At 32.6% G+C, this 15,539-nt stretch carries 17 protein-coding genes; 13 read left to right on the forward strand and 4 right to left on the reverse strand.

What is annotated here, in order from left to right; translation table 11 throughout:
* Nucleotides 1–19: 19 nt before the first annotated feature.
* Entirely contained in the window at nucleotides 20–493 is a 474-nt protein-coding gene (gene rlmH, locus AC23MC_RS12670) for a 23S rRNA (pseudouridine(1915)-N(3))-methyltransferase RlmH (protein WP_487568720.1), read from the forward strand.
* A gap of 248 nt (nucleotides 494–741) precedes the next feature.
* On the opposite strand, the gene AC23MC_RS12675 is transcribed toward rlmH, so the two are convergent.
* Nucleotides 742–1,458, reverse strand: coding sequence for a hypothetical protein (locus AC23MC_RS12675; RefSeq protein WP_487568721.1), 717 nt, complete (start codon nucleotides 1,456–1,458; stop codon nucleotides 742–744).
* Nucleotide 1,459: 1 nt separating this feature from the next.
* Nucleotides 1,460–2,284: a dihydropteroate synthase gene (gene folP / locus AC23MC_RS12680; protein WP_487568722.1), complete on the reverse strand. Its 825-nt coding sequence runs from the start codon at nucleotides 2,282–2,284 to the stop codon at nucleotides 1,460–1,462.
* A gap of 86 nt (nucleotides 2,285–2,370) precedes the next feature.
* Here folP and AC23MC_RS12685 point away from each other — a divergent pair, with 86 nt between their 5' ends.
* The 8 genes from AC23MC_RS12685 (at nucleotide 2,371) to AC23MC_RS12720 (ending at nucleotide 9,597) form a co-directional block, all read left to right on the forward strand.
* A complete protein-coding gene (locus AC23MC_RS12685; protein WP_487568774.1) occupies nucleotides 2,371–2,916 on the forward strand; it encodes a DUF1599 domain-containing protein in 546 nt (181 codons plus the stop codon).
* Between the two features lie 46 nt (nucleotides 2,917–2,962).
* Nucleotides 2,963–4,069 (forward strand): BT_3928 family protein, encoded by a 1,107-nt coding sequence (locus AC23MC_RS12690; RefSeq protein WP_487568723.1) that lies wholly within the window; start codon nucleotides 2,963–2,965, stop codon nucleotides 4,067–4,069.
* Nucleotide 4,070: 1 nt separating this feature from the next.
* Complete coding sequence (locus AC23MC_RS12695; RefSeq protein ID WP_487568724.1) at nucleotides 4,071–5,147, forward strand: ABC transporter permease; 1,077 nt, start codon at nucleotides 4,071–4,073, stop codon at nucleotides 5,145–5,147.
* A gap of 81 nt (nucleotides 5,148–5,228) precedes the next feature.
* Complete coding sequence (locus AC23MC_RS12700; protein WP_487568725.1) at nucleotides 5,229–5,729, forward strand: TlpA family protein disulfide reductase; 501 nt, start codon at nucleotides 5,229–5,231, stop codon at nucleotides 5,727–5,729.
* Complete coding sequence (gene tpiA / locus AC23MC_RS12705) at nucleotides 5,729–6,481, forward strand: triose-phosphate isomerase (RefSeq protein ID WP_487568726.1); 753 nt, start codon at nucleotides 5,729–5,731, stop codon at nucleotides 6,479–6,481. The genes AC23MC_RS12700 and tpiA overlap by 1 nt, the downstream gene beginning before the upstream one ends.
* Before the next feature lie 138 nt (nucleotides 6,482–6,619).
* Complete coding sequence (locus AC23MC_RS12710; RefSeq protein WP_487568727.1) at nucleotides 6,620–6,745, forward strand: hypothetical protein; 126 nt, start codon at nucleotides 6,620–6,622, stop codon at nucleotides 6,743–6,745.
* Nucleotides 6,723–8,003 (forward strand): M43 family zinc metalloprotease, encoded by a 1,281-nt coding sequence (locus tag AC23MC_RS12715; RefSeq protein ID WP_487568728.1) that lies wholly within the window; start codon nucleotides 6,723–6,725, stop codon nucleotides 8,001–8,003. The genes AC23MC_RS12710 and AC23MC_RS12715 overlap by 23 nt, the downstream gene beginning before the upstream one ends.
* Nucleotides 8,004–8,007: 4 nt before the next feature.
* Nucleotides 8,008–9,597, forward strand: coding sequence for a T9SS type A sorting domain-containing protein (locus AC23MC_RS12720; protein WP_487568729.1), 1,590 nt, complete (start codon nucleotides 8,008–8,010; stop codon nucleotides 9,595–9,597).
* Between the two features lie 67 nt (nucleotides 9,598–9,664).
* Here AC23MC_RS12720 and rho read toward each other — a convergent pair whose 3' ends face one another.
* Entirely contained in the window at nucleotides 9,665–11,398 is a 1,734-nt protein-coding gene (rho, locus tag AC23MC_RS12725; protein ID WP_487568730.1) for a transcription termination factor Rho, read from the reverse strand.
* 175 nt (nucleotides 11,399–11,573) lie between these two features.
* Here rho and AC23MC_RS12730 point away from each other — a divergent pair, with 175 nt between their 5' ends.
* The 4 genes from AC23MC_RS12730 to AC23MC_RS12745 all read left to right on the forward strand — a co-directional run bounded on the left by AC23MC_RS12730 (nucleotide 11,574) and on the right by AC23MC_RS12745 (nucleotide 14,889).
* Nucleotides 11,574–11,987, forward strand: coding sequence for a DUF4293 family protein (locus AC23MC_RS12730; protein ID WP_487568731.1), 414 nt, complete (start codon nucleotides 11,574–11,576; stop codon nucleotides 11,985–11,987).
* Nucleotides 11,988–12,177: 190 nt separating this feature from the next.
* A complete protein-coding gene (locus tag AC23MC_RS12735) occupies nucleotides 12,178–12,840 on the forward strand; it encodes a response regulator (protein WP_487568732.1) in 663 nt (220 codons plus the stop codon).
* A 2-nt stretch (nucleotides 12,841–12,842) separates the two neighbouring features.
* Nucleotides 12,843–13,148 (forward strand): hypothetical protein, encoded by a 306-nt coding sequence (locus tag AC23MC_RS12740; RefSeq protein ID WP_487568733.1) that lies wholly within the window; start codon nucleotides 12,843–12,845, stop codon nucleotides 13,146–13,148.
* Nucleotides 13,141–14,889: an ATP-binding protein gene (locus AC23MC_RS12745; protein WP_487568734.1), complete on the forward strand. Its 1,749-nt coding sequence runs from the start codon at nucleotides 13,141–13,143 to the stop codon at nucleotides 14,887–14,889. Before AC23MC_RS12740 ends, AC23MC_RS12745 begins: the two co-directional genes overlap by 8 nt.
* Here AC23MC_RS12745 and AC23MC_RS12750 read toward each other — a convergent pair.
* Entirely contained in the window at nucleotides 14,886–15,383 is a 498-nt protein-coding gene (locus AC23MC_RS12750; protein WP_487568735.1) for a metallophosphoesterase family protein, read from the reverse strand. The two genes, AC23MC_RS12745 and AC23MC_RS12750, sit on opposite strands and share 4 nt — an antisense overlap.
* Nucleotides 15,384–15,539 lie beyond the last annotated feature (156 nt).

Here is a 15,539-nt window from a genome sequence, read left to right on the forward strand (position 1 = left end):
ATTTGAAAAAAGTTTCAAAATGAACATCAAATTAATCGCCATTGGTAAAACGGATAATAAAAATCTTCAATCGTTGATGGATGAATATCAAAAGCGATTGTCTTTTTATGTTAAATTTGATTTAGAAATTATTCCAGACATCAAAAACGCAAAAAATCTTTCTGAAGCTCAACAAAAAGAAAAAGAAGGCGAATTAATTTTGGGAAAATTGTCTCCAACCGACTATTTAATTCTGTTGGATGAAAACGGAAAATCCTTTGGTAGTGTAGAATTTGCGAATGAATTACAAAAGAAAATGAATGCCGGAATTAAAACGTTAGTTTATGTAATTGGAGGTCCGTATGGTTTTTCAGAAGCGGTTTATCAAAAAGCACAGCAGAAAATCTCGCTTTCTAAGATGACTTTTTCACATCAAATGGTGCGTTTGTTTTTTATTGAGCAGGTTTATCGAGGGTTTACGATTTTGAGGAATGAACCTTATCATCATCAGTAGAAGTCGCTTTGCTTCTTTTTTTAACCGCAAAGAGCACGAAGAATTTCGCAAAGGACACAATTTTTTCTCACAGAAAACAAGGAAGACACGGAATTTATACTTTGCCACAAAGTCAGAAAAATTGTAACTCTACTTTATGAGATCCCTCCTTCGTCGGGATGACAACATTGCGTTCAAAAACCTGAAACCTGAAACTTGAAACTCGCAACCTTCAAACCCGCAACCCGCAACCTTCCAACCCGCAACCCTTACATCCCACAATCACAATCCGGTAATTTCTTTTTATCATAAATAAAATGGATTGGAGAAATAGAAACCATCTCATTTTCAAGTGTTTTTAGTTCGATTAATTTGGATAAATATTGATTAAACGTCAATCGTTCATCAAAATTCAAATAAATTAAAATACGTTTTCCATCGCTGGAAAAAGCGGTGTATTCTTTTAAAAAGGTAAGCAGCTCACTCATTTCTACTTCATTTCCATCCACAGAAACTTTATTTTTTGGTTTAAAATTCACTGAAAAAGTCTGAAAATGAAGATGATAATCAGGATTTTCTTTTACATAAACAGTAGAGAAATAACTGTTGTAGCTATAATTGATTTCCTTAAATGGAATGAAAGCCAATGTTTTTTGGACGCTATCTGTATAAGAAAAATAATTTCCGGCTTCATCGTTTTTATGAAATTGAGCTTTTTCTCTTCTGTCTTGCAAAGCAACAATTTCAGGAATTGCAACATTCAACGGAAGACGTTTATCAACATGAAAAATCCAATTGGTTGTTCCGATGGAATTTTTTCGGTTAACTTCGGCTAGGGTATCTTTTCCTTTCGCATCTAAAAAAATATAAATTGGAGAATGATCCACAACGGTTGAATCAATTGTTCGATTTGCTTTTACTAATTCAACTTCCTTTTTACAGGAAATCATAATCAAAATACAAAAAAGTAAGGTCAGTTTTTTCATTTTATAAACTCATTAAAGAAAATAATTTCACACATTCTACCGCTTCCTTCACATCATGTACCCGTAAAATCGAAGCTCCTTTTGTCAACGCAATCATATTGAGAGCAGTGGTTCCGTTTAACGCATCTTCGGGCGAAGACTCCAATGGTTTATAAATCATTGATTTTCGTGAAACTCCAGCTAAAATTGGTAATTCTAAACTTTCAAACAATTGCAATTTTTGCATAACTTCATAATTTTGCTCGATGTTTTTAGCAAATCCGAAACCGGGATCGATAATCAAATCATTGATTCCGAAACTTCTGGCTTGAGCAATTTTTTCAGAAAAATAGAATAACATTTCTTTGACAATATCATCATATTTAGTCAAATTCATCATCGTTTGCGGCGTTCCCTTCATATGCATCATAATATAAGGAACTTGAAATTTTGCCACCGTTTTCATCATATTTTCATCTAAACTTCCGGCAGAAATATCGTTAATCATCGCCGCACCGTTTTCAATTGAAGCTTTGGCTATTTCGCTTCTGAATGTATCAACCGAAATTATCGTTTTGGGAAATTCTTTCAAAACTGATTTCAAAATAGGAAGTAATCGGTTTAATTCTTCTTCTTCAGAGACAAATTCCGCATTGGCTTTGCTCGAATATGCTCCAATATCAACAAAATCAGCACCTTCATTCAGCATCACTTCTACCCTTTTGAGAATTTCATTTTCTTGTTGGTATTTTCCTCCGTCAAAAAAAGAATTGGGCGTAACATTCAAAATTCCCATTACTTTGGGCGTTTTTAAATCAACTAAATTACCTAAACAGTTTATTAACATATCGTTTGAAAAAAGGCATTAAAAAGTAGCATCTACTTGTTTTGAAAATTGTATTTTTGAAAATCTTATACAAATATAATTCAATAATGGATAGTACTTCCCAACAATATGATAAAGTCATCGCTGTATGCCGACAATTGTATTGCAATAAAATGAAAGATTATGGTAGTGCGTGGCGAATTCTGCGTTTACCATCATTAACTGACCAAATTTTTATCAAAGCTCAACGCATCCGAAGTTTACAGGAAAATTCCGTTCGCAAAGTAGATGAAGACGAAACAGGCGAATTTATTGGCATCATCAATTATTCGATTATGGCTTTGATTCAGTTGGAGAAAGGTGTGGTCGATCAACCGGATTTAGGTTTGGAAGAAGCAACTCGTTTATATGACGAAAAAATTGCTGAAACCAAATCGTTAATGGAAAACAAAAATCACGATTATGGCGAAGCTTGGCGAGAAATGCGTGTAAGTTCATTAACCGATTTAATTTTGCAGAAACTCCTTCGCGTAAAGCAAATTGAAGATAATAAAGGTAAAACATTAGTGTCTGAAGGTATTGATGCGAATTATCAAGACATGATTAATTATGCCGTTTTTGCCTTAATTCACTTAGGTTTTCACAAAAAATAACCCAGATTGACACATTGCCAAATTAACTAATTGACACATTATCAACATGAAAATTATCACTCATATTTCCAGAATTCTAGTCGGATTACTATTCATTATTTCCGGATTAATCAAATTAAATGATCCGGTTGGATTTTCTTTTAAATTGGAAGAATATTTTTCTGAAGGTGTTTTAAACTTACCGTTTTTGATGCCAATTGCTTTAATGATTGCCGTTTTTGTAGTCATTTTTGAAGTAGTTTTAGGTGTGATGCTACTCATTGGTTTTAAACCAAAATTCACCGTTTGGAGTCTATTTTTGATGATTGTGTTTTTCACTTTCCTTACCTTCTACTCAGCCTATTTTAATAAAGTAACGGATTGTGGTTGTTTTGGCGATGCTTTAAAATTAACACCTTGGGAATCGTTTACAAAAGATATTGTTTTGTTGGTTTTGATATTAATTTTATTGATTAACTTAAAATACATTCAGCCCCTTTTTGGACGATTAGCTTTAAACATAACCGTTCTGGCTTCTTATATTTTTTGTTTATGGATGGCTTACACCGTATTAATGCATTTGCCTTTTATTGATTTTAGAGCGTATGCTGAAGGAACAAACATTCAAAAAGGAATGGAAATTCCGGTCGGTGCTCAAATGTCGGAATACGAAATGATTTTTATTTACAAAGTAAATGGTGTAGATACCGAGTTTTCACAAGATGATGTCATGGCGAATAAAGTGCCGGAAACAGCTGAATTTGTGGATAGAAAAGATAAATTAATTAAGCAAGGTTATGTGCCACCAATTCACGATTTTACAATAGAATTGGATGGAAGTGATTATACCGAAGATATGCTGAACGAGCCAAAATTAATCATGCTCATTTCATATGATTTAAGTAAAGCGGAAAATGATGGTTTAAATGAGTTGGAAGATTTTTACCAAAAAGCTACCAAAAAAGGCTATAAAGTTATCGGGATGACTTCTTCAGATAAATCGATTATTGATGGTATTAAAGCTGAATACAAATTAAGTTTTGACTATTATTTCTGTGATGCAACTACCTTAAAAACAATTGAAAGAGCCAATCCGAGCATTGTTGTTTTAGAAAAAGGAACGATTGTAGAGAAAAAGCATTTTAATGATATTGATAAAGTAACTTTAAAATAAGTTGATTCGCTATCTCCTAAATAAAATTGGCTATGCTCTGCTTACACTTTTTGGTGTGATTACGGTTATTTTTGTTTTGTTTACAATACTTCCCGGTGATCCGGCAAGAATGATGTTGGATCAAAATGAAAATTCGGAGCAATTAGCAATCGTCAAAAAAAAGTATGGTTTTGATAAACCGATTTCCACACAATATCTTTATTATTTGAACGATTTATCGCCAATTTCATTTCATAGTTCAAATTCTGAAGATTATACTTTTTTATCGGAAGGAAAATACAATGCTTTTCAATTAGTAAAGTTGGGAAACACAACATCCGTTTTAAAGACACCTTATTTAAGGGAAAGTTTCCAGAAAAGCGGTAAAAAAGTGACAGATGTAATTGGAAACACATTACCAAATACATTCATTTTAGCGATTTTTGCTATTATCATTGCCATTGTAATTGGTGTTTTTTTAGGAATCATTTCGGCACTATACAAAGACACGTTGTTAGATCGAATTATCGCCTTAATCAGTACGTTAGGGATGAGTATTCCGTCGTTTTTTAGTGCGATTTTATTTGCTTGGTTATTCGGATTTGTACTTCACAATTACACCGGGCTCAAAATGACCGGCAGTTTATATGAAGTGGATGATTTTGGCGAAGGAAGTTATATTCAATGGAAAAACATCATTCTTCCGGCAATAGTTTTGGGAATTCGTCCGCTTGGAGTTGTCATTCAATTGATGCGAAATTCATTATTAGAAACATTTGGACAAGATTATATCAGAACTGCAAAAGCAAAAGGATTAAATTCTTATCAAATTATTAAAAATCACGCTTTAAAAAATTCGCTAAACCCAGTCGTTACAGCTATTTCAGGATGGTTTGCCTCGATGTTGGCCGGAGCCGTTTTTGTGGAATATATTTTCGGCTGGAACGGACTCGGGAAAGAAATCGTAGAAGCCTTGAACAACTTAGATTTACCCGTAATTATGGGTTCTGTAATCGTGATTGCTACTACGTTTGTGGTAATCAATATTTTGGTTGATATGGTTTATGCTTACCTCGATCCAAAAATCAGGTTAAGCTAAAACGTTTTCGGTTTTAATTAGGACTTTTTTGGGATTTCATTTCCTGAGTTATTGTAAATTTGTGTGATAAAAAATAAAACTATGAAAAAAATAATATTGTCTTTTTTTGTTGCGTTAGGATTGATTTCCTGCTCCAATGCTCAAAAAACTGAATTCTCAAAAGAAGCGTTGGCTGATAAAATGTTGTCTGTGGATGGAAATGAATTAGCTTTTTCTGACATCTTAAAAAAATACGAAGGCAAAACCGTTGTCATTGATGTTTGGGCATCGTGGTGTCCGGATTGTATCAAAGGAATGCCAAAAGTGGAAGCGTTACAAAAACAATTTCCTGATGCAGTTTATTTGTTTTTATCATATGACAAAACCCCTGAAAGCTGGGAAAAAGGAATTGAAAAATATGCTGTGAATGGCGAACATTATTTAATTTTATCCAAATGGAAAGGCGGTACTTTCAGTAATTCTATTGATTTAGATTGGATTCCGCGTTACATTGTTTTAGATAAAACAGGAAAAATTGCTTTGTATAAAGCCATCGAAGCAGATGATGAAAAATTGATATCGACCATAAAAAACCTAAACTAATGAGACAAAAAATCGTTGCAGGAAACTGGAAAATGCATAAAAATGCAGAAGAAACCGAAGATTTATTAAACGAATTAATTGATAAAATTCCAACCGATATAGAGCAAAGAGTAATTGTTGCTCCAACATTTGTGAATTTATCAGCCGCAGCCGATCATTTGGAATTCACCAATATTGAAGTCGCAGCACAAAATATGCACCAAGCGGAAGGCGGAGCATTTACAGGAGAAATATCAGCTTCAATGCTAAAAAGTGTTGGAATAAACATTGTAATTTTAGGTCATTCTGAACGCAGAGCTTATTTTCACGAAACTGATGCTTTGCTTGCTAATAAAGTGGATACCGCTTTGAAACACGAAATGGAAGTAATTTTCTGCTTTGGTGAAGAATTAAAAGACCGTCAATCAGGACAACATTTTAATGTCGTGGAAAATCAATTGAAAGACGGATTGTTTCACTTAGGATCTTCGGCTTGGAAGAATATAATTCTGGCATACGAACCGGTTTGGGCAATAGGAACAGGCGAAACAGCTTCACCGGAGCAAGCACAAGAAATGCATGAATTCATTCGCAGCATTATCAATAAAAATTATGGAAACGATGTTTCAGACAATGTTTCAATTTTGTATGGTGGAAGCGTAAAACCTGAAAATGCAGCCGAAATTTTCTCCAAACCAGATGTTGATGGTGGTTTGATTGGCGGAGCTGCTTTAAAAAGTGATGATTTTGCTAAAATTGTTTTGGCGGTATAAGTTACTTTTAGTAAAACAAAAAGTCGTCTTTGAGTTTTCAAAGACGACTTTTTTTATGATTTTTTTTATAAGAAAGATAGTATTTAAATTTATTTTATTATTTTAGCATTAGTATATAACCTTTAAAACCAATAATTTATGAAAAAACTTCTGCTTGCTATTTTTTTGATTGGCATTTCAGTTGCAAATGCTCAATCTTTTGTTTGTGGTAATGGTGACGAACCCGTTAACAACTCTACTAATGCTACCCCCCCCCAATTTTAGCTATAATGCTGAAACAAAGTATGTTTTAAATGTAAAGTTTCATATTGTTTATGATGAATATGGAGTTATACCAGACGAATTAACTGTAAATGGTCAATTAGTAACTCAGTTTGGTGAAAATGAAATCATGGAAATTCTAAAAGACATGAACGTTACATTTAATCCACACAATATTTTCTTTAAATACAAAGGTTTTGATGTCTCCTATAATTCAAACGTTACTAATGGACTACAAAACGGATCATCAATATCCTCATTAGGAGTGACCGACAATAATGCTTACAATATTTATTTTGTTAACTACACACATATTGGTCATGCTTATGCAATAAATGGAAATACAAGAGCGGTTTTTTCGTTTCATACAATGAATGATAATAGCAGAGTGCAAGTATTAGGACATGAATTAGGACATTGTTTTAATTTACATCATGTTTTTAATAATTTTAATACTAGCCAATGTGAACATGTAACCAGAAACGTAGACTCCACGCTATATAATGCAAATGTTGCAGGTGATTTAGTTCACGATACTCCTGCACAGTCCTCTCAACCTTGGTTTGCTAACTGTGAATATATTTATAATCCAAATAGTACAGATTGTACAGGGGAACCATATGTTGATGTTATACCTGCAAATTATTTAGGATATGATGCTTATTCAACTTGTGGTTTTCATTTTACACCAGGTCAAGTAGTTCGAATGAGAACTCATTTGCAAAGCCCTTCGATGGCACATGTTCTCTTAACTTATAATACTGTAGAAAGTTTATACGAACCTTTTGAAATAATTCCTTATGGAGGAACAATTATCAGGAGTGTTACTGATAACAATGATGGAACAGCAGAAGTGTGTAGAAATACATTGTTAAGACATCGTTTTCAAAAAAGTTTTGATTATGTTTTTACCAATGTAAACCCGTCTGACCCTACTTCTGCAACTATAAATGATTTACCGGAAATCATTAATACTACCTATACATTTGGTGTTCAAATAAATCAAGTTGATCCAACTATAACAAATGATTTTTTTGTAGATTGTAATCGACAACCTTTTTGTCAAACAGAAGATTTTGTAAAAGGATTAGTTGTTTCTACAAAAGTAATAGGTTCAATGAATTTGACTTTAGAGGAGTTAAATGAGTTACAAGTGAAAGATCCAGACCTATTTGACAAATTAATGAGCGAATATTATCATATTATCAATAAAGAAACAGAAACTGGTGCTATAAAACAAACTGTAATTTACAAAGAATAATAATATGAAGTTTATATTAATATTTGTAATAACTTCTTCTATTGCTTTTGCACAACCCGGCATTGAATGGCAAAAAACAATTGGCGGGAATAATATAGATTCTTTTAAAAAAAATATAGTGTTATCTGATGGTTATTTATTATCAGGACAATCCTCCTCCAACGCTTCCGGTGACAAAACAGTTAATGGATTTGGTGGTGCTAGGCATGGCTGGATTGTAAAAATAGATGATAACGGTGAGATTGTTTGGCAAAATGTTTACGGAGGTAATGGTGCTGAAACTAATCATGATGCTATAAAAACATCCGACAATGGTTTTCTAATTTCAAATACATCTAGTTCAAACATTTCAGGGAATAAGACCGAAAATTCTAGAGGTGAATCTGATTACTGGTTAGTAAAAATAGACGAAATTGGCAATATCGAATGGCAAAAAACAATTGGAGGTAGCGGATCAGAGTTTGATATGATGGGTATTCCGTGTGCAGATGGTGGTTATTTTGTTGGAGGTAGCTCGAGATCGCCCATCTCTGGTGAAAAAACAGAAAATTTCAGAAGCTTTTCATCTTTAAATGCTGATTATTGGGTGCTAAAGCTAGACGAAAACAGAAACATTGAATGGCAACGAACCATAGGCGGAGAAGATGAAGACCTATTCAAAACCGTTTGCCAAACCAATGATGGTGGTTTTTTACTTGGTGGCCGTTCCAGATCAAACATTGGGTTTGAAAAAAGTGAAAATAATAGAGGCAATAGTCATGATTTTTGGATTTTGAAATTAAGCCCTTTAGGTAATATTGAATGGCAAAAAACAATTGGAAGTACCGATACCGATTTACTCTCAGATATGATTATCACACCGGAAAATGATATTTTGATTGGCGGTACTTCGGCAGGCTTAATTTCCGGGGATAAAACGGTCGCATCAAATGGTTTGTCAGACTTTTGGATTCTTAAATTGAACAGTACTGGTGATATTTTATGGCAAAAATCGATTGGAGGCAATGATCAAGAAACACTTTACAGGATGTCGCCAACAAATGACGGTAATTATCTTTTAGGTGGCACATCCAATTCTTCCATTTCCGGTGACAAAACAAGTAATTCAAGAGGTTTAAGCGATTATTGGATTGTATTAATTGATGCAGACGCAAATATAATTGGGCAAAAAACAATTGGGGGTTCTGAGAATGAGGCAGGTACTAATGTTATTGAAATTTCAGGCGGTGGCTATTTTGTGGCAGGAAGTACTTTTTCAGGTATTTCCGGAGAAAAAACAGAAGACAGTCGAGGACAATCTGATTATTGGGTTTTGAAATTAGAAAGTAATAGTCTAACGTTTTCCAATCCAATACTTGCAGGAATAAAAGTATATCCCAATCCTACAACTGAACTTGTCAATATAAATTTTGACAAGGAATTTACAGGTTCAATAATTCAAACTGATATGTTAGGAAAAGATTTAAGACAAATTTATTTTTCTTATGTAAAAAATGTGACTTTTCAATTGGATGGAGAAGATGGTGTCTATTTTTTAACACTCATAACCAATTCAGGAGAAAAAGAAAGCATTAAAATTATTAAGAAAAAATAAATAGTTTGAAAACAAAAAAGTCGTCCAAAAATAATTTCGGACGACTTTTTTTATACTTTATTTTCGATTAATCATTCATCGAAATCAAAAACTCTTCGTTATTTCTGGTTTTCTTAAATCGGTCGTTGATAAAATCCATTGCTTCAACCGGATTCATATCTGCCAAATATTTTCGCATAATCCACATACGGTGAATGGTGTTTTCATCCAGTAATAAGTCATCACGACGTGTGCTTGAAGAGGTTAAATCAATCGCAGGGAAAATACGTTTATTCGAAATTTTTCTATCCAATTGAAGTTCCATGTTACCGGTTCCTTTGAATTCTTCAAAAATAACTTCGTCCATTTTAGAACCTGTTTCGGTAAGAGCCGTTGCAATAATACTTAGTGAACCACCATTTTCGATGTTACGGGCTGCTCCAAAGAAACGTTTTGGTTTTTGCAATGCATTGGCATCCACACCTCCACTTAATACTTTTCCTGACGCCGGCTGAACCGTGTTATAAGCCCTGGCTAAACGCGTAATTGAATCCAATAGAATAACTACATCATGTCCACATTCTACCAAACGCTTTGCTTTTTCTAAAACGATATTAGCTACTTTTACGTGGCGATCGGCTGGTTCATCAAACGTTGATGCGATAACTTCGCCACGCACATTTCGTTGCATGTCGGTTACCTCTTCCGGACGTTCGTCTATCAATAAAACAATTAAATATACTTCAGGATGATTGGCAGCAATGGTGTTGGCGATATCTTTCAACAACATGGTTTTACCGGTTTTTGGCTGAGCCACAATCATTCCGCGTTGACCTTTTCCTATTGGAGAAAATAAATCGATAATTCGGGTTGAAACGGTAGCTTGTTTTTCGGCTAATTTGAATTTTTCTTGTGGAAAAATCGGTGTTAGATGTTCAAACGAAACACGATCTCTCACTACTTGCGGATCATGACCATTGATTTTTAACACTTTTACTAAAGGGAAAAACTTCTCCCCTTCTTTTGGAGGTCGAACCACACCTTTTACAGTATCTCCGGTTTTTAAACCAAATAATCTGATTTGGGAAGTTGATAAATAAATATCATCCGGCGAAGCCAAATAATTATAATCGGAAGAACGCAAAAAACCATAACCATCGGGCATCATTTCTAAAACTCCTTCACTTTCAATGATTCCGTCAAATTCATAATCGGCATCACGATAGTTTGTTTTTTTGTTTTTAAAATTTGGATTTTGATTGTTATTTTGGTTACCATTTCCGTTTCCATTACCATTTTGGTGTTTTTGAAAAGGTTGATTTTGCTGGCGTTGTGGTTGGTTTTCAGTGCTTGAAGGCTGACTTTCTTCTGTTACTGTGGGAGCTTGAATTTCAGATGAATCGGATGTTTCCGGTTGTTCTTCTTTCTTTTTAAATATTTTTTTCTCAAATTTAGATTTTACAAACTTAGCCGGTGGTCTATCGGTGTTTTTTGAATCTTGAGTAGTTTGTTCAGACTCTATTTGATTGTTTTTGGGAGCTTTGTTTTCAATTTCAACAGAGATCTTTACTTCCGGTTCAGAAAATAAAGTGGTGGCTTCTTCTAAATTTTCTTTTGGAGCAATTATTCTTGCTCGTTTGGATTTAGAAGTGACTTCATTAGGTTGATTCACTTCAGATTTTGAAACACTGTTTTGCGTTTCAATAATTTTTTGAATTAAATCGTCCTTTTTTACGCCGTTGAATTTTATTGTTTTGGCTGCTTTCGCAATTTCCTGAAGCTCAGAAAGCTTCATTTCTTTTAATACAGAAATTTCAAACATGAATGTTCTATGATGTTAATTTTTAGTCGGAAAAATGTAATGAGGTACACTATATATTTTAATCTGCAATAATGAAGTAAAAACAGATTTACACTGCAATAATACAAATATTTTTTAATAAACAATAGCAATTATTAAAAAAGAAAATATATTTTTGCTGTATTAATAAAAAAGGATGCTACAACGAATTCAGACTGTTTATTTATTAGGAGTAATTATTTGCTCAGGATTACTACCTTTCCTTTTTCCTCTTTGGTATGATGAAAATAGAATTGCTGTTTATTTTCTTGGAGATTTAACGATTTCCATTCTTTTTAGCTTTAGTACTTTGTTAGCTATATTGGCAATCATATCCTATAATAAAAGACAACATCAATTTGTGATTAACAGATTGAACATCATATTAAATATAATTTTATTGTTATTATTTGTGTTGTATGCCCCAAAATTATCTGGAGACCCACATGTGTCTGAGAAGGGTATTGGGCTAATTCTTCCTTTATTTTCTATCGTATTTTTAGCGTTAGCCAACATCGCTATTCAAAAGGACGAAAAGCTCGTAAAATCGTCGGGCAGAATACGTAAATAACACAGTAAACTTAGTTTATTTTAGTGCGTTAAAAATCCGAGCCAATGGTTCGGATTTTTTTTATTTATTAATTACTACATTTTTCAATTTTGATAGTGCTTTTGAAATTTTAAACGAAATACATAAAACATTCGTATTTTTTTCTACATTTGATATTACCTAATAGTAATAAACCAACTTCTAAAATTACATGTCTGAAAAAATAAGAATTCATTTAGCTGATGATCATCAGGTTCTAATTGACGGAATGCTTGCTGTTCTTAAAACAAATTCAAAGTTTGAAGTAGTGGGTCATTCATTAAACGGAGTAGATTTAGTTAGTAAAATACTTTCAAATGGTGCTAATGTTTTGATTATGGATATTAACATGCCCCAAAAAGATGGTATAGAGGTTCTAAAGGAACTTTCATCAACCGATCATTCTTGCAGAGTAATTATTCTATCTAGCTATGACGATATCAAATTAATAAAAGAGGTTTTAAAACTGGGAGCCAACGGCTATTTATCTAAACAATGTGCCGGCGAGAGTATTATTGAGGCGATTGAAAGCGTTGCATCCGGAAAAGATTATTTTTCTCAAAATATTCAAGAAAAAATTTTCAGTTCATTTTCAGGAAACGCCACAGAACCCTCTACAAATGAAATTTCTATTAATGCAACATTAACAGACCGAGAACTTGAAATTTTAAAACTTATTTCTTTGGAATACAGCGGAAAAGAAATTGGTGAAGAATTATCGATAAGTTTAAATACAGTTGAAACGCATCGAAAAAATTTAATCAAAAAACTAAATGTCAAAAACACAATTGGCATTGTGAAATTTGCTATCAAAAACAACTTAATCAAACAATAATTATGGAACTTTTAGGCACGTATTCCACAGCTAGAATTAACACAGACAGTTATAATTTAACATACACTTTTCCTGACAATTGCAATGCTATATTGACTCATAAAGATGGTGTATATACTGTAGCAATAAAACTAAAAAAAGGTCAGATACAGCCTTCAACAAATTATATTACAGATAATGTTATTTGCAATCAATATAATGGTATGATAGAAATTGAATTTTTGCAACAAAATTTTAATGAAATCGGAGGTGACTGGGGAGATGGAACTTCAAATAAACCAAAAGTGAAAATTTATGTAAATGCTTAAGAAATTAATTTATATTTTTCTCTTACTTTTTTCTTTAACAGTTACTTTAGGTCAGTCTAAAGTTGACTCAATAGAATATTATTCTGAAAAAAAAGAATTAATAAAAGCAATTAATTATGCGAAAAAAAAATCTGATGACTATTTAGCACAAAAGAAATACAAAGATTTTTGCAAAATTTCAGTGAGAAAATCAAAACTTTTTAGTAAACTAAACGATCATGATAAAGCACTTGTTACACTTTATAGGGCTTTGTCTGTTTCTGAAAAAAATAAATTAAAAGGTAGAGCGGAGATAGTAGAACAAATTGCAACTCACTATTCTATTGTCAACGATAGTGCTAAAGCTTTTAAAAATTACTATAAAGCTAAGCATATTGCTACAAGCGAAAAAGATACAGCAACTTTAATTCATATCTACCACAATCTATTTCGATTGAATACAACAAAGAGAATTGACAGTTCATATATATATATGAAAAAGAAGTTTGAACTTGATAAAATAACAAATTCTAATAGCGGATTATCGATTAGTTACAATAATCATTTTGTTTACTATACAATAAAAAATGACTATGTAATGGCTAAATCCTATTTAGATAGTAGTTATAATTTTGCAATAAAAAACAATAACAAAAAATTAATCATCTCTGCATTAAGCAATTATGGCTATTATTATATGCAATATGAGAACAATTTTAAAAAAGGGGCAGAAACTTACGAAAAAATTAAAATTGATTATAAGGATGATTTAAGCTCATTTGATTATGTAGAATTATATTTAAACTTAGTTTATGCTTATGAACAATTAGGTGATTACAAAAGAGCAAATTTATATAATTCGTTAGCGTTAGAATATAGTCAAAAACTTCATAATGAAAACCTTAGTGACAAAATTCGAGAAATTGAAACAAAATACAACATCAATAAGGTAGAAGATGAATACAAAGAAAAATCGAAACAATTAGAAGAAAGACAAAGCCGTAACAAAAAAATCATCTTTATATTCGTGGCTCTGTTTGGTTTTAGTTTGGTGCTTTTCTACTTTTTTTACCAAAACTTACAATTAAAACAACGCAATAAAATAAGAGAATTAGATAGTGAAATTCAGGAAAACATTATCAACGCTTCCATTGACGGTCAGGAAATAGAACGAAAAAAACTTTCCGAAGTTCTACACGATAACATTAGTGCTTTGCTATCTTCCGCAGGTCTACATCTTTCTGCCTATTTGGTGGGTCATAAAGATGAAATTCCTGAAGAAATTGTAAAAGCAAGATCGCTTTTAAAGGAAGCCCATGATCAAGTTCGTGATTTATCTCATGAATTGGTCCCTCCTGTTTTGGCAAAATTAGGTTTGTATTATGCTGTGCAAGATTTGTGCGAAAAAAATTCAAATTCTATCATAAATTTCACTTTTAATTACTTTGGTTCCAACCAAAAAAGATACAACGAAGAATTTGAAATTAAGGTGTATTTTATCATTACAGAACTCGTGAATAATATTGTGAAACACAGCAATGCAACAAGTGGCTACATCACATTAGAAGAACGAAATAATCAAATTATAATCAACGTAGAAGACAACGGAAAAGGATTTGATAGCTCAAAATCATACAACAGTGACGGCTTTGGACTGACTCAAATTAAAGCCCGCGTTAAAAACTTAAAAGGAAAAATTACGATCAATTCTAAAATGAACGCCGGGACATTAGTTTACATTAAACTTCAAATTCCACATTAAGCTTTCTTTTCCATTTCTATAATTTCTAACGCTTTAATTTGCTCTCCGTCAATTTCAAATCGAAGCATTGTTCGCACTTGATGAAAGCCACTGATTCCTGCTGCACCGGGATTCATATGCAGTAAATTCAACGTTTTATCAAATTGCACTTTTAAAATGTGTGAATGCCCACAAATAAACAATTTTGGCGGATTTTTTCTAAGTTCGTCACGAATTGCCTGATTATATTTTCCGGGATAACCACCAATGTGCGTAATTAAAACCTCTACCCCTTCACAAAAAAAACGATTGTTCAACGTAAATTCCATTCTGGCTTTATCGTTATCAATGTTGCCATAAACAGCCCGAAGTGGTTTAAGTTTTTTAATTTCATCGGTCACAGTCAAATCACCAATATCGCCGGCATGCCAGACTTCATCGGCTAAACGAATATATTTCAGAATCTTTTCATCAATAAAACTATGCGTATCAGAAAGAAGAAGGATTTTTTTCAATTTTTATGTTTTTGACACTAAGGCACGAAGATACAAAGAGAAAATTTATATGACTTTTTTATGTTGAAATAAATTCCAATTACCTTTTACCAATCACCTATCACCCTGAAAAAGTTTAACGTAAAATTATATCCTCCGTAAATTTGATACAATTTC

The sequence above is a fragment of the Flavobacterium sp. T50_26 genome, from assembly GCF_057652995.1.

Excerpts from the sequence above, each read along its gene's own strand:
- AC23MC_RS12700 (WP_487568725.1), top strand. The coding sequence starts at position 5,229 with ATGAAAAAAATAATATTGTCTTTTTTTGTTGCGTTAGGATTGATTTCC.
- AC23MC_RS12735 (WP_487568732.1), top strand. The coding sequence starts at position 12,178 with ATGTCTGAAAAAATAAGAATTCATTTAGCTGATGATCATCAGGTTCTA.
- AC23MC_RS12685 (WP_487568774.1), top strand. The coding sequence starts at position 2,371 with ATGGATAGTACTTCCCAACAATATGATAAAGTCATCGCTGTATGCCGA.
- AC23MC_RS12710 (WP_487568727.1), top strand. The coding sequence starts at position 6,620 with ATGAAAAAACTTCTGCTTGCTATTTTTTTGATTGGCATTTCAGTTGCA.
- AC23MC_RS12675 (WP_487568721.1), bottom strand. The coding sequence starts at position 1,458 with ATGAAAAAACTGACCTTACTTTTTTGTATTTTGATTATGATTTCCTGT.
- AC23MC_RS12745 (WP_487568734.1), top strand. The coding sequence starts at position 13,141 with ATGCTTAAGAAATTAATTTATATTTTTCTCTTACTTTTTTCTTTAACA.
- tpiA (WP_487568726.1), top strand. The coding sequence starts at position 5,729 with ATGAGACAAAAAATCGTTGCAGGAAACTGGAAAATGCATAAAAATGCA.
- rlmH (WP_487568720.1), top strand. The coding sequence starts at position 20 with ATGAACATCAAATTAATCGCCATTGGTAAAACGGATAATAAAAATCTT.
- AC23MC_RS12715 (WP_487568728.1), top strand. The coding sequence starts at position 6,723 with ATGCTACCCCCCCCCAATTTTAGCTATAATGCTGAAACAAAGTATGTT.
- folP (WP_487568722.1), bottom strand. The coding sequence starts at position 2,284 with ATGTTAATAAACTGTTTAGGTAATTTAGTTGATTTAAAAACGCCCAAA.
- rho (WP_487568730.1), bottom strand. The coding sequence starts at position 11,398 with ATGTTTGAAATTTCTGTATTAAAAGAAATGAAGCTTTCTGAGCTTCAG.
- AC23MC_RS12690 (WP_487568723.1), top strand. The coding sequence starts at position 2,963 with ATGAAAATTATCACTCATATTTCCAGAATTCTAGTCGGATTACTATTC.
- AC23MC_RS12740 (WP_487568733.1), top strand. The coding sequence starts at position 12,843 with ATGGAACTTTTAGGCACGTATTCCACAGCTAGAATTAACACAGACAGT.
- AC23MC_RS12730 (WP_487568731.1), top strand. The coding sequence starts at position 11,574 with ATGCTACAACGAATTCAGACTGTTTATTTATTAGGAGTAATTATTTGC.
- AC23MC_RS12720 (WP_487568729.1), top strand. The coding sequence starts at position 8,008 with ATGAAGTTTATATTAATATTTGTAATAACTTCTTCTATTGCTTTTGCA.